The 21,395-nt window shown below is 61.5% G+C and carries 16 protein-coding genes; 5 read left to right on the plus strand and 11 right to left on the minus strand.

Translation table 11 applies throughout. The annotated features are described in order from the left end of the window. Positions 1-132 precede the first annotated feature (132 nt). Positions 133-2,856, plus strand: coding sequence for a TonB-dependent receptor (locus XaFJ1_RS11285; RefSeq protein ID WP_012916799.1), 2,724 nt, complete (start codon positions 133-135; stop codon positions 2,854-2,856). Positions 2,857-3,137: 281 nt separating this feature from the next. On the opposite strand, the gene XaFJ1_RS11290 is transcribed toward XaFJ1_RS11285, so the two are convergent. The 11 genes from XaFJ1_RS11290 to XaFJ1_RS15930 form a co-directional block, all read right to left on the minus strand. After that, positions 3,138-4,955 carry an FAD-binding oxidoreductase gene (locus XaFJ1_RS11290; protein ID WP_012916800.1) on the minus strand — a complete coding sequence of 606 codons (1,818 nt, stop codon included), beginning with the start codon at positions 4,953-4,955 and terminating at the stop codon, positions 3,138-3,140. 441 nt (positions 4,956-5,396) lie between these two features. Then, positions 5,397-5,675: a DDE-type integrase/transposase/recombinase gene (locus tag XaFJ1_RS16545; protein WP_203417797.1), complete on the minus strand. Its 279-nt coding sequence runs from the start codon at positions 5,673-5,675 to the stop codon at positions 5,397-5,399. A gap of 56 nt (positions 5,676-5,731) precedes the next feature. Next, on the minus strand, positions 5,732-6,544 hold the full coding sequence (locus XaFJ1_RS11300) for an IS3 family transposase (protein ID WP_012916801.1): 813 nt from the start codon (positions 6,542-6,544) through the stop codon (positions 5,732-5,734). Between the two features lie 44 nt (positions 6,545-6,588). Then, positions 6,589-6,882 carry a transposase gene (locus XaFJ1_RS11305; protein WP_012916802.1) on the minus strand — a complete coding sequence of 98 codons (294 nt, stop codon included), beginning with the start codon at positions 6,880-6,882 and terminating at the stop codon, positions 6,589-6,591. Between the two features lie 312 nt (positions 6,883-7,194). Next, on the minus strand, positions 7,195-9,147 hold the full coding sequence (locus XaFJ1_RS11315; protein ID WP_012916804.1) for a DUF3732 domain-containing protein: 1,953 nt from the start codon (positions 9,145-9,147) through the stop codon (positions 7,195-7,197). Next, positions 9,144-9,632 (minus strand): three component ABC system middle component, encoded by a 489-nt coding sequence (locus XaFJ1_RS11320; RefSeq protein ID WP_045756962.1) that lies wholly within the window; start codon positions 9,630-9,632, stop codon positions 9,144-9,146. Before XaFJ1_RS11320 ends, XaFJ1_RS11315 begins: the two co-directional genes overlap by 4 nt. After that, positions 9,629-10,852: an ABC-three component system protein gene (locus XaFJ1_RS11325; RefSeq protein ID WP_012916806.1), complete on the minus strand. Its 1,224-nt coding sequence runs from the start codon at positions 10,850-10,852 to the stop codon at positions 9,629-9,631. The genes XaFJ1_RS11320 and XaFJ1_RS11325 overlap by 4 nt, the downstream gene beginning before the upstream one ends. A gap of 246 nt (positions 10,853-11,098) precedes the next feature. Beyond that, positions 11,099-11,467: a hypothetical protein gene (locus XaFJ1_RS11330; RefSeq protein WP_012916807.1), complete on the minus strand. Its 369-nt coding sequence runs from the start codon at positions 11,465-11,467 to the stop codon at positions 11,099-11,101. 4 nt (positions 11,468-11,471) lie between these two features. Then, positions 11,472-13,166, minus strand: a complete 1,695-nt coding sequence (locus XaFJ1_RS11335; RefSeq protein WP_012916808.1) for a type IV secretory system conjugative DNA transfer family protein — start codon at positions 13,164-13,166, stop codon at positions 11,472-11,474. Positions 13,167-13,269: 103 nt separating this feature from the next. Next, complete coding sequence (locus XaFJ1_RS11340) at positions 13,270-15,615, minus strand: Tle-like phospholipase domain-containing protein (protein ID WP_012916809.1); 2,346 nt, start codon at positions 15,613-15,615, stop codon at positions 13,270-13,272. Next, on the minus strand, positions 15,612-16,475 hold the full coding sequence (locus XaFJ1_RS15930; RefSeq protein WP_012916810.1) for a hypothetical protein: 864 nt from the start codon (positions 16,473-16,475) through the stop codon (positions 15,612-15,614). The genes XaFJ1_RS11340 and XaFJ1_RS15930 overlap by 4 nt, the downstream gene beginning before the upstream one ends. Before the next feature lie 571 nt (positions 16,476-17,046). On the opposite strand from XaFJ1_RS15930, the gene XaFJ1_RS11350 reads away from it, so the two are divergent. From XaFJ1_RS11350 to XaFJ1_RS11365, 4 genes are read left to right on the plus strand one after another with little or no spacing between them, the layout of a single operon-like run. Continuing rightward, positions 17,047-17,778: a DUF3348 domain-containing protein gene (locus XaFJ1_RS11350; protein WP_012916811.1), complete on the plus strand. Its 732-nt coding sequence runs from the start codon at positions 17,047-17,049 to the stop codon at positions 17,776-17,778. 10 nt (positions 17,779-17,788) lie between these two features. Then, on the plus strand, positions 17,789-19,885 hold the full coding sequence (locus XaFJ1_RS11355) for a DUF802 domain-containing protein (protein ID WP_012916812.1): 2,097 nt from the start codon (positions 17,789-17,791) through the stop codon (positions 19,883-19,885). Beyond that, positions 19,882-20,532 (plus strand): OmpA family protein, encoded by a 651-nt coding sequence (locus XaFJ1_RS11360; RefSeq protein WP_012916813.1) that lies wholly within the window; start codon positions 19,882-19,884, stop codon positions 20,530-20,532. Before XaFJ1_RS11355 ends, XaFJ1_RS11360 begins: the two co-directional genes overlap by 4 nt. Further along, positions 20,522-21,220 carry a DUF2894 domain-containing protein gene (locus tag XaFJ1_RS11365; protein WP_012916814.1) on the plus strand — a complete coding sequence of 233 codons (699 nt, stop codon included), beginning with the start codon at positions 20,522-20,524 and terminating at the stop codon, positions 21,218-21,220. Before XaFJ1_RS11360 ends, XaFJ1_RS11365 begins: the two co-directional genes overlap by 11 nt. Positions 21,221-21,395: the final 175 nt, after the last annotated feature.

Below are 21,395 nucleotides of genomic sequence, written 5' to 3' on the forward strand. Positions count from 1 at the left end.
CCGCGCAGCAGCGCGGCGACAACGGCGTGCATCCCCCTGTCGCAATGGAAAGCGCGGACGATCGCGCGCCTGTCGCCACCTGTCTGCAAACGGACGCAGACGCTTCTTTTCCCACCCTCACGAGTCTTCAACATGCAACAGATGCATCACCTAGGTCGTTTGACCTGCGCCATTGCCACCGCGCTGGCGCTTTCCATCCCGGCCTATGCGGACGAGGTCAACGGCCGCAGCACGACGACCCTGGATTCGGTCAACGTGCAGGCCGCACAAGCCGCCGCACCGGGCTCGCTGGACGAACAGCGCCTGTCCACCGGCGTCAACAGCGTGATGAGCAAGCAGCAGATCGACGCGATCCCCTCCGGCGGCATCGCCGACGTGGTCGCGCATCTGCCTGGCCTGTCGTCCTATAGCGATATGCACCTGGGCCAGGCCACGACCGGCGAGAACGCGTATGTCAGCATCCGTGGCCTGGACGCCAGCTACAACGCGTATTCCCTCAACGGTTTCAGCATGCCCGAAACCGATTCCTCCACACGTGCGATCTCGCTGAACATGCTGGCGCCGTTCGGCATCCAGTCGGTCAACGTATCCAAGTCGCCGACCCCGGACATGCCGGGCGACGCCACCGGCGGCGCGATCGATATGCGCACCCCGAGCGCCTTCGATTTCAGCGGCGATTTCTACGGCAAGACCACCGCACAAGGTCAACTCAATGCATTGGCCTCCAAACTCGGCGGCAAGGACAAAGGCGGCATGCTGCAACAGGAACTCGCCTGGAAATTCGGCGAGGACCATGCGTTCGGCCTGTATGCCTCGGCCTATTACGGCAACAACGACAATATGGCGCAGGCACCTGCGCCCAACAGCAAGTACGTCCCGCTGGACCCGAGCCAAGCCAACGCCAGCGACCTGCGTAATGTCGGCCCGCTGATCAGCACCCGCTACAAGTACAGCATCTACACCAGCCAGATCAAACGTTACGGCGCCAATCTCGGCTTCGACTGGCAGGGCGAAAACAGCGCGCTCTATGCACGCGCCATCTACGGCAACTACAGCGTCACCGGACAACAGGATCAATCCAGCGCGCGCCTGGAAACGGTGAAGAATCAACCCACGGCGGTGCGTGGCGGCTACTTCAATACGCACGACATCGACGAGACACTGGCGACGCTGCAATTGGGTGGACAGACCACGCTGGACCGTCTGCATTTCGACTACGGCACCTCGTTCGGACGCGGCACGCGCAGCCGTCCGGACTATGTGTCGGCGAGCCTGTACGGCTTCACCCCCGGCAGCTTCGCCTTCGATCTCAGCGACACGACCTATCCGAGCATCGAGCAAAGCCCGCAGAACCTGAAGGACTTTTTCTACAACCTGAATTCCTCGCTGTTCTGGAAAACTCAGGGCCATGACGCTGGCAGCCACGATAATCGCATCAATGCGCACACCGACATCACCTACCGTGTGGATGGCGATGTGCTGGACAACGTCAAGACCGGCCTAGCCGTGGACCACTCTGACCGTGGTGCCTACGATCATCCGTTCTTCCACAAGGACGGCAACTTCATCTACAACGGCCCGTATTTCGGCGGTTCCAACTACGTGTTCCCGAACGCGGGCGGTCCGCCGCTTGGCACGCTGCCGGGACGCCTCACCTACAACGCCTTCGATGGTCATTACCACGGTCCATTCAAGATCCTGGACCGCAACTGGGTGCTGGCGCAGGCGGTGCCCTACAAGTACCTCAACGATCCAACCGGCGTGGGCGCCTATACGCCTAACGACTACAACGCCAATACCACCTCCAGCACCGAGGCGATCTATTCCGGCTACACGATGGCCACCTTGCATGTCGGCGCGCTGAGCATCCTGCCCGGTCTGCGCTACGAACTCACCCGTTATTCCGCCGATTCCTGGCAATCCAACGGCGATGGCATCAACGGCCGCTTCGTCGGTGCTGGCCGCACCTACGGCGAAGTGCTGCCGGGAATCAACTTGAACTATCGCCCGGACGACTTCACCGTCTACCGTGCCTCGCTGCGTCGTAGTTTCAGCCGTCCCGCTTTCGGCCTGATCTCCGGCGAGACCGTCTATACGATCGACCCGAATCAGAAAGTGATCGGCATTTCCAAGCCCAATCCCGATCTGCAACCGAGCAAGGCCGACAACCTCGACCTGTCCGCGGAATTCTACGATCACAACGGCGGCGTTCTCAGCGCCTCGACGTATTACAAGCGCATCACTGGATTCATTTACACCTCGCAATCGGCCACCAGCAACGACAACACCCTCGGCGGCCTGGTCCCTACTGGCACCACCTTCGAGAACGGCGTTCCGGTGACCATGCCGCAAAACGGCGGCACGGCCAAGTTGTACGGCGTGGAATTGAACGGCAGCAAGCGCTTGCAAAACCTGCCGGGTCTATGGAGCAATTTCGGAATCAGCGCCAACCTCACGCTGCAACACAGCGCCGCCGACAGCAAACGTCCCGATCAACCGGAAAAAACCTGGCTGCCACGCGCACCGGAGCGTCTCTACAATCTGGACCTGTTCTACGACGATACCCGCCTGCGGGCCGACCTGACCTATAACTACACCGGCCTGCAATTGCTCGGCCTGACCAGCGACCGACTGAACTACTACCTGCAACCGGTCAAGTCGCTGGACTTCACCGCGACCTATCACCTACCACACGGCATCGATGTGGGGATCGCGGCCAAGAACCTGCTCAATTCCGCGACCTTCTACGAGACCCAAGGCAAGTCCAGCCGGTACATGGCCTACGATCCGGGCGCCGACGGTGCCTACGTGCAAACAGGCCGGGTGTACATGTTGACCTTGAGTTACACCTACTGATGAGCGATCCCCTTGCCTCCGGCGCGCCGCGCCGGAGGCAAGGGGATCGATGCCCGCAACGCCTTCGCCGTGACTCTCCAAATAAAACAGTAAAACGCAGTCTCTGCCTGGCTTTCATGGAAGTTGACTCGTCCTTCCCTAAATTTCGTTTACCACTCTCAAATAAAAGTGCAAAGCCATGGGCATGTTCGATGGATCGATGAACTGGTTACACTCCATGGCGAACACCAGCCTGGGGGGACGTCGGCGGCAGCAAGCAGATCAGGCCACCAACGCCTGACTCACACCAATCGGCTTCCACAAGAGTCAGAGCGGTTCACCTGGTGGCCGACAGCATCGGCGGGAGACACACCGTTGTGGACGTCGAACAGTGACTGAGGGTCATATCGTGCCTTTGCACGCGCCAGGCGGGGATAGTGACTGCCCCAGTACGCGGTTTTCCAGTCGGACAGGAAGTAGTCGCTTTCGGAGACATAAGCCCCAGCACCCGGTACGACCTTGCGGAGCGCTTCCATCGCTTTGCCGATGTCCGTGGCTGCGGCGCGTGCGGCACGCAGGTCTGGCGGGTCACCCGGCATGCCAGTGTAGGCCGGCCCGCTGCCGCCGGAAATAATGGCCAGGGCGAAGGCATCCAGCACGCCGGGATTCATTGCGGTATCGGCGGCGTCGTCTCTGGCCTGTTGCGGCGCGCCGGCCAGGCCCTTGTTGAAATGCAGCGCCACAGTCCAACTGCGGGTAGCTGTGAACAGCGCCTCGACCAGCGTGGCTTGTTGTGCTGGCTCCAGTAGGGCCTGGGGAATCCACAGCGATTGGTAGCCGTGGATGAACCAACCTGTCTCTTCCTGATTGCCTTTCCACAGCACGTGGTGTGGCGGCGCACCGTTGCGGGGATCGGCCATGAAGAATCGGCCCAGCCCCTGCTGCTTGAAATACGTGATGTCCCAGAAGTGCCGCGCAGGAATGCCTAAGAACTGGATGTCCTTTTCCATCGTGTAATGGTCGCTGTGCTCGGCAAGCCAGTCGATCAGCGGCAACCAAGCCTGCTTGGCCTCGTCGGCGCTCATGCCCTGGAACACCAGCCAGATGTTGACCCGGTTGCTGCCCCGGAACGAAATCTGCTCACCCCAGTGTTCGTTGAACAAGGTGCTGCGGTAGAAGGCGACAACACGGGCGATCAGGGCGCGATAGGCCTCGTCGTCCTTGGCGAGAATGGTGCCGAAGACAGCACCGAACCATTCCGGCAATTCATGCGTGCGCAGCGTCATCTGTGTAATAACCGCGATGCTGCCACCCCCGCCGCCCTTGATGGCCCAGAACAGCTCAGGATGGCGGTAATGATTGACCGTGAGGATCTGGCCGTCGGCAGTGACCACCTCAGCTTCCAGCAGGTTGCCAGCGGCGGTGCCAAAGCGCTTGGAGAAATTGCCGAAGCCGCCGCTCTGCACCAGGCCGGCAACGCCCACCGTGACGCAGCCGCCGCCTTGCACATAGCGTCCACCCTGGGTGGTGACCGCATGGTACGCATCCGTCCACATCGCGCCGGCACCCACCGTCACCGCAGGTATGGGGGCTGTACCGGCTGGGCTGCCCTGTGCGACAAATGCGTCATGCAACTGCACAGCATTCATGCGGCGGGTCCAGATCAGCAGCGAACCCTCCGCGCAGGAGGTGCCCTGGTAGCTGTGGCCACCACCACGGATCGATATGCGCAATCCATGACGGGTGGCGAAGCGCACCGCCTTGGCCACGTCCTGGGCATTGGCCGCAGCGACAGCGTAGGGGCTGGAGGCGCACACCCAGCCATCCACCCAGCCACTGGTCTGGGTCAGCGCGGGCTCGTCGCCGACATAGAAGGCATTGCGCAGATTCGCCATCGCCTCGGCCTGACGGGGCGTGCCGGCATTGCCCGGCGAGAACGGATAGTCCACGGCGATCAGTTCGCCGCGCAGCTCACGGCGTAGCCCTTGCCACTTCACGTCCGAAGGCCATCCCTTGCTGCCAGGCAGCGCCCAGCGTGAGGTGACGGCAGCGGCCAGATTCCCCAAAGGGCCGAACCAGGGCGCAAGCAGGGCGAGGCTGAGCAGTGAACGCCGTTTCATGCAGTGACCTCTGTAGCAAACGATTGCCAGTGGAGTTACCAGGTTTTAATGGACACCTAAGCAGCGTGGCCGATGTGCCACCTCGAACTCGACGTGGCTAACGCCACCGAGGTGGCTGTGCCGACGCATCGGATTGTAGAAGCCTTCGATGTAATCGGATACGTCCAGCGCAGCCGTTTAACGGTCCGCGTAGATGCGCTTGTTGATGCGCTCCTTCTTCAGGCTTGCGAAGAATGATTCGGCGACTGCATTGTCCCAGCAATTCGCGCGCCTGCTCATGCTGGGCTCAAGATGGTTTTCCTTGCAGAAGCCTCGCCATTCGTCACGTCCTTACTGCGTTCCCTGATCCGAGTGAATCAGTGTCTTTCGAGGTCGCCTGGATCGAACGGCCTTCAAGATCGCTTCCAGAACCAGCTCTCGGTGGATCGTCGGCTTGACGGCCTAGCCGATGACCTTGCGCGAGAAAAGGTCCACGACGACGGCCAGGTAGAGCCATCCCTGCCAGGTGCGGATATAGTTAGTATCCGTCACCCACGCCTCGTTGGGCCTCGACACCATGAACTGGCGCTGCAGCAGATTGGGAATCAATGCCTGTGGCTTTGGGGTGGGGATATGGCGTATGCGGTAACCGTGGAGCGCTTGAAGGCCGTTCTCGCGCATGAGACGAGCAACCCTGTGTTTGCTGCAAGTCTCACCACGTTCGCGCAGATCCTGCAGCACCCTGGGGGCGCCATAGTGAACCTGCCCCCTGAGAACGGACGCCAACAAGCACGGGGTCAAGCGGCCTGCTTCGGCTTCTTTGCGTAGTCGTTAGGCGACAGATAGCCAAGCGCCGAGTGCAGGCGGGTGGGATTGTAGAATCCGTGGATGTAGCTGGCGATGGCGGCACGGGCGGCGGCCTTGGTTTCGTACACGCCGGTCACCTCTTCGTTCTTGAGCGTGGCGAAGAAGCTCTCGGCCACCGCGTTGTCCCAGCAGTTGCACTTGCGGCTCATGCTTGGCACGAAGCCGTGCGCGGCCAAGGTCTTGCCGAAGTCGCCGCTGGCGTACTGGCTACCGCGATCGGAGTGGAACAGCACACCGGCACCGACCGGCGCCGCCGACCAGGCGTTGAGGAAGGCTTGCTGGACCAGCGCGTTGGGCATGCGCTCGGACAAGCTGTAGCCAAGCACTTGTCGGGTGCGCAGGTCGATGACCGTGGCCAGATACAGCCAGCCCTCGCGGGTCGGCAGGTAGGTGATGTCACCCACCCATGCCGGCGCCGGGTTGTTCACGGCGAACTGCCGATCCAGCCGGTTCCCGGCCACCGGCCGCCCATGCCGACTGTCGGTGGTGCGGGGCGTGAAGCGGCCCTTGACCTTGCCGCACAGGCCCTCCTCGCGCATCAGCCGAGCCACGCGCTTGTGGCCCACCGCATGGGCACAGGCGCGCAGCGCCCGTACCATGCGCGGCCGCCCATACGTGCCTCGGCTGCTGGCGTGCAGCATGCGCAGGTCGGCACGCAGGGCCGCGTCGGGGTCCGGGCGATCTCGACGCTGCAGCCAGCCGTGGAAGCCGGAGGCAGACACCGCCAGCAGGCGGCACAGCATCCGCAGGGGATAGCGAGTCCGTTCATGTGCGACGAAGGCTTACCTCACTTGGACTCCCTGGCGAAGAACGCCGTCGCTTTTTTTAGGATCTCGCGCTCCATCTTGAGCGTGGCGTTCTCGGCTCGCAGCCGGGCCAGTTCGCTCTCCATCTCACTGACCGGCTTGCGGCTGGGAGAACTCAGTGGCTGGCCGCCACGGGATGCGCCAAGCCAGTTGGCCAGCGTCTTGACCGACATGCCCAGTTGCCGGGCGGCTTTGGCCAGCCCGACCGACTCAGCCAGGGCGATAGCCTGAGCCTTGAAGTCGTCCGTGTAGCGACGACGGGTAATGCGTTGCATGGAAACCTCCAGGGTGCGATCAAAGTATCGCTTCCTGGCGTCCGTCCCTGCGGGGCAAGTTCATAGATCCCGTGACTGGCAGTAAAAGATGCGCGTATGAGACGTAGCAGACGCGCATCCTCTTGAGTTCGATCGGACACTGGATGATCGAGCCAGGCGTAGTAGCCAGCACGAGCAACGCCGAGTAGCCGACACATCATTTGAATGCTGAACTCATTGCGATGCATCTCGATGAACTGATAAGCCTGTCACCAGCACTTTTGATCTGACCCACCGGGGGGTCAGTTTTTTGAGGTTGTTGTTGACAATGGATCAGTTCGCCGTTTCTGTCGGCCAATCCTCCGGGACCAGCGCAGGCGGCTTGGTCCAAGGTTCCTCGACCAACGCGTTTTGAAACCACTGCTCGCGCAGATTCGCATGCTCAGTGACGATCAATTGGAAACCTGGGACATCTTCCCGCGTGAACTTCAGCAACAACTCGAACAGCCGACGCACCGCATCGAGGTCGGCGTCGGCTTCCGTCTTCTGCACCGATCCATCGGCGTCCCTGTAGACCTGCTCAGAGGGGAAGTAAACCTGGGTTGGTTGGTCGATCAGCAGGAAGCGTGGAATCGGACGGTTGTTCTGCGCCGCGAACAGATGGAGGGCGAGCAGTGCTGACAGATGGTAGGCGAGATGGTTCTCGCCGCCGCCGGTGCGACCCATCGGCACTGGACGGCCGGGTCGATCGAAGATGATCGTCAACTGCGGCAGATTGAGGCGCGCAGGGTAAGGGCCGAATTCGGCGTTGAACTTCTGTGTGTATCGTGACACTTGTGCGGAAATGTTGTTGAGGATCGAGGCTAGGCGTTCGTTGCTGTCATCGGCGCCGACCTGCTCCTCAAGCTGCTTGACTTTGTTGCTGAGGCGGCGGTTCTCTGCTTCCAGTTTGGCGAAATCCTCATTCGGGAGGAGCGTTTCCAAGAACAGGCTGATGCGGCCGACCACACGTGCGGCCGCGTTGTTGCGGGTTCCCATTTGGGCGATGACTTCGTTGGCCGAGATCGCTGCGGACAGTTCCACTTCCTTCTGCTTGATGTCGCCCAAGATCCCATTTGCCTTGCCGGTCAGCTCGGCCAAGTAGGCCTCGAGCTTGGGGCGCTGGCCGGTGGCGATGCGCAACTCTTTATCGAGCGACTGCAATTCGTTGAGAAGAACGACAGCGACCGGAGACTCCAGCGCTAGGTTTCGTTCGCTGAACGGCCATTGCCATTCGCCGCTGTCGGGGTTCTTCGGCATTGCCTTGATTGAGGCCAGCCGGTCTATCTGTTCGGCGGCCTCGTTTTCGTAGCCGCCTGCCCTCTTGGCGAACTGTCGTGCCGCGTCAATCCGAGTCTGAGTATCACGGCGATCCTGACGCAGTTGGGCCAATTCATCCTCCAAAAGCGAAACCCGGCTGTCGTCGTCTGGCACCGTTTCTGGCTTCCAAGACAGCGCCGACCTCAATGCGTCGACGATTCCGTCAGCGTTGGGTGTCTCGTCCGTGTTGCCGATGACCCCGACCGTCTTCGCCTCGGAGTAGAGGCCGATCGCCTGTTCATGCGACGTGCCAACCGCATCGCGCACATGCTCCAACTTTTTGCTGCTGATCTTCAGATCGCGTTGCGCCTGGCGCAGCTTGGATTGAAGCTCATAGCGATCATGGGAGGAAAAGCCTAGCAGAATTGGAAACGTGTCGCGGATCGCCTGTGGCTGGAACTGCTCGTTTTGCCGATAGAAAAGTTGATCTTTGTTGGCAACCAACCCCTGTTTCTGGAACAGGTAGTAGAACGTGTGCTTGACAGTCGCACCGTAACTATTGCGGCTATTTTCAAGCGGGACTTCGGTGCGGTTCTCGGGAATTCCAAGAAGGCGTGACAGCAGTTCCACAATGTTTTCGTCGTCGGTGTTGAACACCAGATCCCCGAACTCGGGTACCTGCATTTGGGCACCCCTTCGCAGCATTGCCATGCTGTAACTGGCTGCGCCGGCGGGCGGGGTCGGCTTGGCAACCAGCACCTGTTCTTTTTCGAATTGATAGATCACGGCGAACCAGGCAACTTTTTCGCGGATAATGCCTTCGGGGACGTTGAACGAGGAACGTCCCATGCAATATTCGATGATCTCGGAGAGCGCAGATTTACCGGTGGAGGAACGACCGGTGATGACGTTGAGCCCATCCACCTTGAATTGGAGGTCACGGCGCTGGCCGTCATGGCTGTAGATGTGAATGGATTTGATCTTCATGGACGAATCCCAAAAGTCGTATAAACCGTCGCACGGTCGGCGATGCGTGCAAATTCCTTTCCGACGATGCGTGCCACTTTCTGGCAAGCGACAGTTTCGGTGGTTCCATCGATGGTCTTGCGGACCTTCTTGGGTACGGTCTGGATGCGGCCGTCGTCTGCGACGGCAATGCAACCCCGTTCCATCAGCAGACCGAACCCCTCGAAGGCATACGGCAGCATCTGCGTGGTCCGGTGGGTGAAGCCCACCATGATTTGCTGGTTCTTCTCCGCAATCTTAAGCAAGTAACTGCGTGGACTGCTGGCGATCACTTCGCGTGAATCCTTATGCAGGCACAGAGGCAGCACAAGAAGAGACAGCGAGAATGGCATACCACGAGCGTTTTTTTCCTCGTAGCCATGCAGGGCGCGGAACAAGATCAAGCCGCAGAATGCAGGATTGAACAGGTTCCGAATTTCAAAGGGTCGCTGATCCCATCGCTTCACGAAGCCACCCCCAGCACCTCGCCAAGGCGGTCGAGGAATCTGGGATGCCAATAGACCTTGGGTTCGGGCGTGGCATCCGCCAGGATGTGGAAGCTGCCGCGAAGGACATAGGGCTCCGTCACCCGTGCGCGAATGCGTAGGGATTCGATCTTCCCAGTCTCAAATTCCGCCCAGTTGTATAGAGTCGCACCGGCTTCGCGCAGTGCTTCTTCCGCGCTGTCGTCCTTCAGCTTCTCGAAAGCGAGATCCTTGTAGCGACCCCACTCATCGGTGAGGCGATCTTCGTACTCCTCGACTTCCCCCAACACAAGCAGGTTTTCCCGCGCCCAAGCCGATCTTTGTTCGAACGCTCGGTAGTAATCCAGAATCGCGCTCCTGATCCGATTGGAGGAAATGCCTATCTCGCGCAGTTGCGCCACGAACAGGCGAGGATCGGCATCAGTGTCTATCTCGTCGGCGGGCTCCTTTCCACGAAAGGTGATAGGCAGGTTGTCCGCCTTGTATTCCTCGGCGAAGTTCGAGAGATTGTCCGAGACTTCGTAGCCGAAGATCGCTTCCAATTTAGCGCCAGTCAGCTGCTTGATCACCGCATCGGTCCACCAACCTTCCAACCGCTCGAAGACGAACTCACGGTACTCGCGCCGGATACTTCGCATGTGCTTGTCCCTTATGAGCACCGGAATGTCACCGATGCGTGGGCTGCGATCAAGGATCAGGATGCGTTCGAGAAAATCCTGCTTCTCGGGATCACTCAGTTCGTTGAACTCTTTGGCGATCGGCGCGATGAGTCTTGATGCTGATCTGGCAAGCGCGGCATCGGCCAATTCGGTCAGCGTTGTCGTATCGCCGGAGGCGGGGGGCTGATCGGGGAGAAGACGGGCAAGGAACGAGCCAGTCGATACCATGCCGGTGGTGAACAGAAAGAACCGCAGATTAGATGCAGCGCGACCATACCGTTTGTACCGTGCCAGCCAGATGTTGACGGACTTCCAAAAATCCGTCGATAGGTCGGTCAACCTCTCACCCATTGCCTTGTGTTTAAGTGAGGCCAAGGACTTGCCGCCGTCGCCGTCGACAAAGTCGAGGTCGTCCTCCTTTTCTAGGAAGATAGCAGTGTCTTCAGGCAATTGAAGCAGTTGCAGCAGCGCGAGACGTGCTTGGTAGATATAGCCCAGACCCTGCTCGGCGGCTGAAAACTTATCGGTGGGCACCTCGGTCATGCCTAAGTCCTTATGCTGATTCTTGGAGGACGGGTACGACGATAGTTCAGGAGTGCACGGCGCATCTACCGATGCGCCATGTCTTAGGCTCTAAGCTCACCCGACTATGGCTCCAAACCCGACCCATGCCGTTCCATTCTTGGCAATAGTAACAAATTGACTTTGATACGCTCAGGGTTCCGTAGACACTCATTGCCCTCGTTGCGCGTAGCGCCGTTCGAACTCTACAGGCGATAGATCGCCGTTTCAGTCTTCACCTTCATGGCATTGCGCATAGAAGTCTGCCGCCGCCTCGATCAGGTAGGTGTAGCGCTTCACCATCCCCTGCCAAGCAAGCGCCTCCAATTGGTGTTCGACGTGGATATCCTCCGGCACCTCGCTAACCTCATCGATCAGCTTCGGGACTTCATGATTCCACCAACGCAGCATCATGTCCGGTCGCGGATGTGTGCGTATCAGCGACTCCACCAGCGACTGCATCGCCGCGAACTGCCGCACAGTGCGGATGCGCTGACCTTCCAGGAAGTGGATGCTCTTCTTGTGATCGAGTAGCGCCTTTTCCAGGACATCCAGCCGCTGTTTGAGGTCAGCAGGCCCTCGACCGAAAAATCTCACGTGATTACGCTCCGCCCAGCGCTAGCCGAGGCACCTGCGGTGCTTTCAGCAACAGCTTCTTGAAGTAGCTGTCCTTGTAGTAAAAAATCTTGTTCGCCAGGATCGGATAGCCAATCCCCTCGATGAACACGATGGCCTTGTCCGGCGCCAGTCCCTTCACCTCATCCGGATTCATCAGCGGACGCCGATCCAGCACCTCGGTATAGCTGTGGCTGTTGCCTGGGCCGTATGACTGCGTGCGCTGCCGACGGCGCACGGTGGTCTCGCCCAGCATCTTCGAATATTCCTCGGCATCGCGTTGCTCTCGGGGAGTGAACACGATCCGCACGCCGAGATTGGTGATCAAGCCGCGCGCTGTGTCGGCGCCATAGACCGACTCCAGCTGCGCAATCGACTGGATCACGATCACGATACGGATGCCATAGCCAGCCACCCAGCCGACGGCCACCGGCACGATCTCCACCCGGCCCAACGCGGTGAACTCGTCGAGCATGAACATGCACTGGTATTTCAGTTCTGGGTTGTGCTCGGGCAGTTCGCGGCCATTGAGTTTGATCGCCTGTTCGAAGAACAGATTCAACACCCCTTTGGCTTCGATCAGCTTGGCCGGGCTGACGCCGACGTAGATGGACTGGACGGTCTTGCGCAACTTGCTCAAGTCGAAATCGTTTGCGCTGGTCGCCGCGTCCACAATCGGGTTGCTGAAAATGTTCAACGGCGCCAGCGCCGTTTCGATGGCGGAGGTGAACGTCTCCGGCGCCAGGCCGACCAGGTTGTTCAGGCCGGTTCGCGCATGCGTGCCGAGCGTGGGCTGCCTGAGTAGCTCGCCCAGGTAGTGCTGCATCGACTGACCGGGTTTGAGGTGTGCGCCGGCGAGCAGCCGATAGACGCCCCCAAGTGTGGGCAAGCCCGTTTCAAATGCAGTCCCCTTCTTGGAAGCATAATCGTCAAACAGGCATTCGCAGGCAGCCACAAAGGTCTTGCGGCCCATTGCCGGCCAGAACGGATTCTCGCCGCTCATCTCCTTGTACAGCGTGGAGGCGATGGCGACGATGTCGCCGTTACGATGGTTCGGGTCCAGGCGCACGTAGCCCAGTGGATTCCAACGATCCGTGCTGCCGTCATCACTGAACGGATCGAACATATACACCTGGCCGTATTTGGCGCGCTGGCCGGCGGTTTTTTCCCATGCCTCGCGCTTGACGTCCAGGATCACCGCCGACTCCAGCCATGCCAACAAATTCGGAATGACCACGCTCACGCCCTTGCCGCCACGGGTACTGGCCGCCAGCAACAAGTGCTTGGACTGGATGCGGATGAAGCGGCGACCGAAGCGGCAGGCAATCAATCCACGCGGATCGTCCTTCAGCACATCGTGCCGGGACAGATCGTCTCTGCGCGCCCAGCGCGCATTGCCATACAACTCCTGCGCCTTCGTCCGCAACATGGCATACACCATGATGAGGTAGAGCATCACGGGCAAACCGAAGCCGCAGATACCCGCCAGCTTGATTTTCGGCGCATACGGATGCCACGCAGGCTGATCGACCACCTGCCAATAGCGCCAATAGGTCAGTAGTTGGACCTGTGCGTGTTCTCCGAGCAGAGTCAGCACCAAAAAGCCAGACAGATACAGCCCAGCGATGGCAACGGGTAGCAACGCGATGACGGCGGTAATGCCTTTGGTACGCGAATTCATCGAGGGAGTCGTCCTTGGGGAATCGGTGGAAATCGGGTGTGAGGAATGCGGCTTGGCGCATGCTCGTCCATGCGGTGTTGCCTGTATAGCCTACGGTTGCCGCCTACAGCTTCATGACCATGCCCTGCCCTTGCATCTGCGCCGCGCGCTGGGCCTGCATCGCCTGCTCGGCGAGCCGCTGCTGCTCCACACTCTGCAATTGCTGGCTAGCCTGGGTCACGTCCGGCGCTTGCGTCAGTTGCGGCGCATCGACTCGCGCCCATAGCTGTCCGTGGGATTTCGCCAGGTAATTCGGCGTCTGAGTCGTATGGCCTTGCGGCATGTCCAGGTAGATTTTGTCAACTTCGGTATGGCCAAACTTGCGCGTCTCCACGACGACTTGTGCCGCATGGCGGTCCAACTGCTCCGCATCCGGCACGGGACGACCCCAGCGTTCATGCGCATCGGCAATGGCATCGCGCGCCTGTTCGAACAGCGCATGACTCGGATGCGCCGGATGGCGCATATCCTCGGCGGTGATCGCCACAGGGGCGATGGCACGGCTTGGCGGCGCCGGTGCATGGGTCGCTTCCCGTGCCCGCCAGGTGGCGGCATGCTGTTCGGGCGATTGCGCTAACGCCTGCTGCGGATCGATCCGCAGCACCTTGCTTTTCTCGTACACCGAGAAGGGATTTTCGTATGCCAGCAATTGGCCTTCGTGTTGCTTGAAGCCTTTGATGCTGTGTTCGAAATTCTTATCGATGCCCAGGGTATTGGTGAACGCGGCAGCCAGTCGTTCCTGCTGCTCTGGGCCGTAGGGTAATTTGTCGCCATTCCTGGGTACGGCGTGGGACTGCGCGAGGGCGTCCTTGAACAGGGTATAGCGTGCGTGGAGCGGGTGGTCCGGGTGACGGAAGTCTTGGAGATGCTCATCCGAACGCGGTGGGCGTGTCGGCGGGGTGTACAACATCGTCTCGCCCGCTTGGCGCTGTTCGTGTTGATGCAACCGGGGGTCTTGGCTGTGGCGCTGTTCGTGTTCGTGTTGCTGCGCCTCCATGGCTTGGCGGTGCAACTGCGCGTGGTGCTGCGCGAGGCGCTGTTGCTGTTCGCGCGCTGCCTGTGCTTGCTGTTCATGCTGCTGGAGTTGCGCGATCCGCGCCTGTTCCTGCATGTCCACGCCGGCCGGCTTTTCATGGACAGGTGCGCTGTGAGAAGGCGGCGGCTGTGTCTGCCGGTGGACTTGCGCCAGGTGCGCCGCCTGCTGCTGCGCCTGCCTTATGTGTTCCTGGCGCTGCTGGAAGGCGTGGTCGTCCTGCAGGCCCGTGTGCCTGTCCATGGCCGGCGGCGGCATGGACGCGGCAGCGGATGATGATGAAGAGGAGGAAGACGTATCCGGGTTCGTCGATGTGGGAGGGATGGACGCGGCTGGTACGCTCTGCTGGAACCACTGTCCCGGATGCGTCAGCGTGTCGTAGGCTTGCCCGGCGGTGTGTTCGACCGCATGGATGCCGCGCTCCACGGTTTGACGACCGGCCTCGTAGGCATGTTCGGCACGCATCTGCACCGCCAGTGCTTCCGCCTTCGCCGTCATGGCGGTAGTCGCGACAGGATTCAGCGCCATGTTCAGTAGCTCGCGGTCCTGATGGACGTCCTGGCGGAAATGATCGAAAGCGGCCTTGTTGTGCGCGTAGTTGGCTTGGAGCTGCGTCAGCCTCTCCGGGGACAGCACGCTCTGCGGGCCAGTGAAGTGTGTGCCGCTGTGATCGCCCAGGCGCATCGCACGCAACGGATTGGGTGAGGATGCGCCGTGGCTGGCGTCGAGGTAGTGCGCGTCTTTGAGCGCTTGCACATTCTCTGGAGTCGCCAGGGTCACCACCGTACCGTAATGCCGACTGGCCCCACTCACCGGATCACCTGCCAGGACGTAATTCGTCACCGCCGAGCCGCCTTCGGGCACGTGGTGATTCAAGCTCACCGCGCCGTAAGCGTTGAAGGTCGCGCCGGCCAAACCGTATTTGGCCGCCTCGATCTGCGCCAGTGCGCCGCCGAGGGAGTGGCCGGCTACGGTCACGTGATCTTTGGGTATACCTCGTGCGGCGGCCTTGGCGAGCATCTGCGCCGTGAACGCATCGGCGGCGGCTTTTTGCGGATTGACGGCGTCGCGCACCATCGTGGCATCGACGGCGATGTCCTGGAGGGTGGTGAGCGCATGGCTCGCTTTTTCCGCTTTGGTCTCGCCGGTAAATAGACCAGGGTCGGTGCCACGGTAGGCGATGATGATGTTGTGTGGTACTTCCACGCTTCGATACGCGGTTGCATGGAAACCGGTTATAGGATCGTTCGCGTAGCCGAAGACGGTATAGTCTGCACCTCCTAGATGTATAGGCTTGGGTTTACCGACTTCACTCTGCGAACGGTTGAAATACGAGTCATTGGCCGCATCGGCGCGCTTTTGATCGGCAGGGTTCATGGCTTGGCTTCCCTGACAGTAATCGTGACTTGGAAGTGAGCATCTGGATGCTGAACAACCTCATCGTCTTCTCCAGTGAGAGTTTCAGCACCATACTCAACGAGATGCTGATCCCCATATGCGCTCTTCTTGAAATAGAAGGTCTGCTTCTTCTGGTCAGCATGCAGAAGCGAATTCAACGTGCGACCCCAATTGAACGTAACCCCCTTGCCAATCGCCGAAATGCCAGCACCGGTTGCATCCCAGTGGCACACGCCAAGCTTGAAGTAGTCCTCGTCCAGCAAGGCGTCCCGATAAAAATATCCCTTCCACGTGTGATCGTCCACCTGTGTCATGGGAACATCGAGTCCGGTATTGGGCATGTGTCGCTGGCCAATGAAAGGGATCAGCGGCACGCATTTCTCATTGATGACGTCATACCCGATGTATGCCTCAATCGTATCCCACGGCCCCGGCGCATGCGAGGTGGCAATCACTTCGTAGCGTTTGACCGGATGCGGATTGAGGTGACCGGTGGCGCCGTCATTGCCGACATCGATGCCTTTGGAGCAGCCCGCAGCGGTCAGGGCCAGCGGCATGATGGCGGTGGCGGCAAGGTGTTGCAGTTTCATCGGGTCGTCCTCGGGGGAATGGGGCGCGGATGCGGCTGTCGATTGGAATGGCCACGGCGCGGGTTTACGCTTGGGTTCCACCGGCAATCCGCCAGGTGGCAGCGGCCCCAGTTCGGCGCGCACCCGCGCATTGATGATCGCCATATCGCGCAGGAGTTGCAGATCGTGCAGCGGATCGCGCACCTTGAGTTTGCGCGGGCGATAGGGATTGTCGCTTTGATCGTCTTGATCGTCGGTGTCCTGGCTCATCGCGCGAGACCTCGGCCTTGGAGAAGGGGGGATGCCATCAGGACGGATCGTACTTTCATGCGGTCAGTCCAGATCGGTCGCCCAGGTGCGTGGCCGGCACGGCGGTCAGGACAAGCGTGGGCGCGGCATGGGACGGCGTGGCAACAGGAGATCGCACAACCATGGTTTCACCTGTGGGAAGGGAAAGAAACAGCCTACTACCCAGTGCGTGATCGCAATAGCGCGGTGCCGGCTTGGCGCTGCTCAGGCGCCACGCGAGATGAGCTGCCATCATGGCACCCGCGTCCGGCATGCGTAGCATCGCGTAAGCGGCAAGCGATGGACATCAGAGAACTGGCTGCTGCTGGGTAGGAATTTTCCTACAGCGTGGTTTCGTACCAACACGACACTGGCAATCAGGTCACTTCCGAGATGTTTCGGCAAGTCAATTTGGTGGGCCGTACCGCCGCTGCATCCGCAGCCCGCCGACATGAACGGTGAGGGTCTGCCCAGCCCATTTTTGACAGAGTGCGACAACACCTCCAAGCGAGCCTTTCATTGACGTGTAAAATGACGCGTTTTGATCGCTCGCATGCAGAAACACTCTCCACGGTCGCCTGTCCCAGGCCCGGCCTTCATTCGCCAACTCGCGCGTTTCGGCGACGCGCAGCTACCCGCGTCCAGCCCCGCGCTGGCCGAGCGGCTCGGCCAATGGATCGACTGGAACCGCGCAGTCGCCGTGTCCAGGGCATTGGACGGGACATTGCCCGCCCCTGCCACCGCGTCCAACCCGCCTGACGTCGCCGCGCTCCAAGCGCAATGCCGCAACGCGCGCGCGACACTGGAAGCGGCCATTGCCACCGAACTCGCTAAGGAAACCGGCAGGCCCAAGCGTACCCACCAGACCGACACGACCGTTGCCGCGATCGACTACGCCCCCTTCCGGCAACGCTACCTGTCGCTGCAAGGCGCGATCCTCAGCGCCAGCGGGCGACTGCGCGGCCTGCTGCGCGACGCGCTCGCTCAGGTCTCGGCCGACATGGCACGGCTGGCCGACGTGGATGCGGCCATGGAACAGACCCTGAGTCCGCGCGAGCAAACCCTGTTGGCGAACGTGCCGAACCTGCTGGAACAGCATTTCCAGCGCCTGCGCGCCGCCGCGTCACCGCCCAACGACAACGCCACCACGCACACACTCCCGGCAACGCCCGACGAGGCATGGCTGGAGCGCTTCCGCCAGGACCTGCACGACATCCTGCGCGCCGAACTGGACGTTCGCTTCCATCCCATCGAGGCGCTGCTCTCCGCGCTTCGCAGCCGCTGACCGGACTTTCATGCACAAGACTCTTTTCCATATCGCCGTCTTCCTCGCCGGCCTCGCCGTCGTCTGTTGGATCGGCTTCGGTTATCTCGACTCCAATCCGCTCGGCGCCGGCTTCGCCGCGCTGATCGGCGTGTGCTACCTGGCTGGGGTGGCGGAGTTGTACCGCTACCGCCAGGCCAGCGCGACTCTGGTGCAGGCACTGGACGATGCCGACACCGCGCGCACCGATCTGGACGGCTGGCTGCAACGGCTGGACCCGAGCCTGCGCAACGCAGTGCGCCTGCGTATCGAAGGCGCGCGCGCGGGCCTGCCGGTCCCCGCTCTGACGGCATATCTGGTTGGCTTGCTGGTCCTGCTGGGCATGCTCGGCACCTTCCTCGGCATGATGGCCACGCTGCGCGGCACCGGCTTGGCGCTGGACAGCGCGAACGACCTGGACGCCATCCGCGCCGCGTTGGCGGCGCCACTCAAAGGATTGGGATTCGCCTTCGGCACCTCGATCGCCGGCGTGGCCAGTTCGGCGATGCTCGGTCTGCTTGCCGCACTATGCCGACGCGAACGGCTACACGCGGTGCAGCGACTGGACCTGCTCGGCGCCACCGCGCTGCGCGCGCATTCGCAAGCGCATCAACGCAACGAAGCCTTGCAACTGCTGCAAACCCAAGCCGCACTGATGCCGACCCTGGTCGAGCGGCTGCACACGATGATGAGCGCACTCGAACACCATAGCGCGGCCAGCGGCGAACGCCTCGCCGCCCACCAGGACGCCTTTCACCGCAGGACCGAGGTTGCCTACACGCGTCTGGCCGGCGCAGTCGAACATGCGCTGCAGACCGGCGTGGACGCGCACGCGCGTGCGCTGGGTGAGGCGCTGCAGCCGGTGGTGCAACGCACGCTGGAAGGTGTGGCACACGAGAGCGCGACGCTGCAGGCCAGCGTCGGACAGGCGGTGCAACGGCAACTGGACGCACTGACGAGCGGCTTCGCGGACACCGCCGCACATGCCGCGCAGCGCTGGGACAGCGCGCTGGCCGAACAACACCGCACCAACAGCGCATTGCTGCAGGAAATGGCCAGCGCCCTGCAACGCGCTGGCGACGGACTCGAACAACGCGCCACCACGCTGGTCGAGACCGTCTCGGCCCGCCTGCAAGCCGCCAGCGACGATGCCCGGCAAGCTTGGGGCGATGCGCTAGCGCGACAGCAAGTACTCAACGACAGTCTCGCAGCAGATAACGCGAAGGCGCTGGACGCGGCCGCGTCGAACCTGGAGCAACGCACGGTCGCACTGGCGGAGACACTGCGGCACGCACACACCGAATTGCAGGACGCGCTGGAAGCACGCGATCAGGCGCGTCTGAGCGCGTGGACCGACAGCTTCGCCCGCATGAGCACCACACTCGGCGAACACTGGGAACACAATGGCGAGCGCATCGCACAGCGTCAGCAAGACATTTGCGACACCTTGCAAACCACCGCCGCGACAATCTCCGCACACAGTCAGGCGCAGGCGCGCGAGACGATCGCCGAAATCGCACGATTGGTGCAAATCGCATCGGAAGCGCCGAAGGCCGCCGCCGATGTCCTCGCCGAACTGCGCCAGGCGCTGTCCGACAGCATGGTCCGCGACACCGCCATGCTGGACGAACGCAACCGCTTACTGACCACGCTGCACACCTTGCTCGACGCGGTCAATCACGCCTCCACCGAGCAACGCAGCGCGGTGGATGCGCTGGTCGCCACCTCGGCGGACTTGCTCGAACGCGTCGGCAGCCGTTTCAGCGATCGCATCGAGGCGGAATCCGACAAGCTCGGCAACGCGGCGGCGCAGGTCGCCGCCAGCGCCACCGAGGTAGCCAGCCTCGGCGAGGCATTCGCCGGCGCCGTGCACGCCTTCGACGCATCGAACAACGCCTTGCTGGAGCGGCTACATGGCATCGAACAAGCACTGGACAAATCCCTGGCACGCAGCGACGAACAACTGGCTTACTACGTGGCGCAAGCGCGCGAGGTCATCGACCTGAGCATGCTTTCGCAGCGACAGATCACCGAGGAACTACGCCAACTCGCCGCACCTCACGCACCTGACCAGGCCAACGTGGCATGAGCGACGAGCTGGACATCGAAACCGATGCCGGCACGCCGATCTGGGCCGTGTTCGGCGACCTGATGTCGGTGCTGTTCGGCGCATTCGTGCTGATCCTGATCGGCGTGATTGGCGTGCAATTGCAACTGTCGAGCAAACTGGACGCGCAGATGCGCCAGCAGCAACGCGAAGCGCAACAGCGCAAGACACTGGAGCTGGCACTGGCCGTACCGCTGGCGACAGGCCGGGTGACCCTGATCGATGGCCGCATCGGCATCCGCGGCAACGTGCTGTTCGCGCTGAACTCCGACCAGTTGCAACCGCAAGGCCGCGACCTGCTCGACAGCCTGGCCACACCGCTGGCCGGCTACCTGAAAGCGCGCAACGAGATCCTGATGGTCAGCGGCTTTACCGACGACCGGCAGGTGCGCGTAGGTAACCGCCAGTTCGTCGACAACTGGGAACTGTCCGCCGAGCGCGCACTGACCGTGACCCGCGCCCTGATCGATGCCGGTGTGCCGGCCGACGCAATCTTCGCCGCCGCATTCGGCGCGCAACAGCCGGTGGCGTCGAACGCGGACGACGCCGGACGCGCCAGCAACCGGCGCGTGGAGATGGCGCCGCTACCGCGTCCTAACAAAACCGCTGCACCAGCGCATGCACCCTGATCCCACCGACCTCGCCACGCGTCTGGCTGCCTGGCACGCGCAACAACGCGAGCGTCAGGACACCCTGCACTCGCGCTTCATCGACGCACTGGCGCGACGGATCGGGTATCACCAAGGCCAGGCGCGACACCTACTGGAACAGAAGCTGGTCGCGCTGCTCGATACCGATGCCGACGAACCGGCCAAGGTGCCGCCGCAGATCCGAGCGATGGCGGCGTCTGCCGCCGAGTCCGATGCCATTGCGGCCTCCACCACACAGACAAACGCGCGTACACCGCAACCTGGCCCGCTCGGCGCACTGCTTGCACAACGCAGCATGCTCGCCGCAGACATGCTGCGCACCGATGCCATTGCCTCTCCGCTCACCCCGATCCCAACGCCGCAACTCCAAGCACTCGAAGACGCGCGCCAGCTGTGGACCGAATTGCGCAGCCGCAGCCAATTGCGGCAATCGCTGCGGCAGGCGCCAACCGACGCTGGACCACTGAATTCCGGGGTCCTGGTACACCGTGCACTGACGCTGATGCGCACGCTCTCGCCCGGTTATCTGCAACACTTCCTATCCTACGTCGATACGCTGTCCTGGCTGCAGCAACTGCACGACGACGGTGTGCTCGCCAAGGCACCCGCCCCCAACAGCACACCCACAGCGAAGCCCGTACGCGGCAAATCGAGCAAGCGCGGCTGAGCGCTCTCCCAGACCTAGGAACGCTGAAAGGGAGTCACAAGGTATCGGGGAATCCATTCGAAGCGTTTTTTCAAAATCCGCGTATTGGGCTCTGCGCTGTCCGCGCCCACGCGACAGCGACTCACGAATTTTGTTAGCCAATCTAAACAGCAACGCTGCAAATAGCCGCGTAACG

The organism is Xanthomonas albilineans, assembly GCF_009931595.1.
In the GTDB taxonomy this organism is placed as follows: Bacteria; Pseudomonadota; Gammaproteobacteria; order Xanthomonadales; family Xanthomonadaceae; genus Xanthomonas_A; species Xanthomonas_A albilineans.

Excerpts from the sequence above, each read along its gene's own strand:
- XaFJ1_RS11340 (WP_012916809.1), bottom strand. The coding sequence starts at position 15,615 with ATGAACCCTGCCGATCAAAAGCGCGCCGATGCGGCCAATGACTCGTAT.
- XaFJ1_RS11350 (WP_012916811.1), top strand. The coding sequence starts at position 17,047 with ATGCAGAAACACTCTCCACGGTCGCCTGTCCCAGGCCCGGCCTTCATT.
- XaFJ1_RS11355 (WP_012916812.1), top strand. The coding sequence starts at position 17,789 with ATGCACAAGACTCTTTTCCATATCGCCGTCTTCCTCGCCGGCCTCGCC.
- XaFJ1_RS11365 (WP_012916814.1), top strand. The coding sequence starts at position 20,522 with ATGCACCCTGATCCCACCGACCTCGCCACGCGTCTGGCTGCCTGGCAC.
- XaFJ1_RS11290 (WP_012916800.1), bottom strand. The coding sequence starts at position 4,955 with ATGAAACGGCGTTCACTGCTCAGCCTCGCCCTGCTTGCGCCCTGGTTC.
- XaFJ1_RS11305 (WP_012916802.1), bottom strand. The coding sequence starts at position 6,882 with ATGCAACGCATTACCCGTCGTCGCTACACGGACGACTTCAAGGCTCAG.
- XaFJ1_RS11300 (WP_012916801.1), bottom strand. The coding sequence starts at position 6,544 with ATGCTGTGCCGCCTGCTGGCGGTGTCTGCCTCCGGCTTCCACGGCTGG.
- XaFJ1_RS15930 (WP_012916810.1), bottom strand. The coding sequence starts at position 16,475 with ATGAGCCAGGACACCGACGATCAAGACGATCAAAGCGACAATCCCTAT.
- XaFJ1_RS11325 (WP_012916806.1), bottom strand. The coding sequence starts at position 10,852 with ATGACCGAGGTGCCCACCGATAAGTTTTCAGCCGCCGAGCAGGGTCTG.
- XaFJ1_RS11335 (WP_012916808.1), bottom strand. The coding sequence starts at position 13,166 with ATGAATTCGCGTACCAAAGGCATTACCGCCGTCATCGCGTTGCTACCC.
- XaFJ1_RS11360 (WP_012916813.1), top strand. The coding sequence starts at position 19,882 with ATGAGCGACGAGCTGGACATCGAAACCGATGCCGGCACGCCGATCTGG.
- XaFJ1_RS11285 (WP_012916799.1), top strand. The coding sequence starts at position 133 with ATGCAACAGATGCATCACCTAGGTCGTTTGACCTGCGCCATTGCCACC.
- XaFJ1_RS11315 (WP_012916804.1), bottom strand. The coding sequence starts at position 9,147 with ATGAAGATCAAATCCATTCACATCTACAGCCATGACGGCCAGCGCCGT.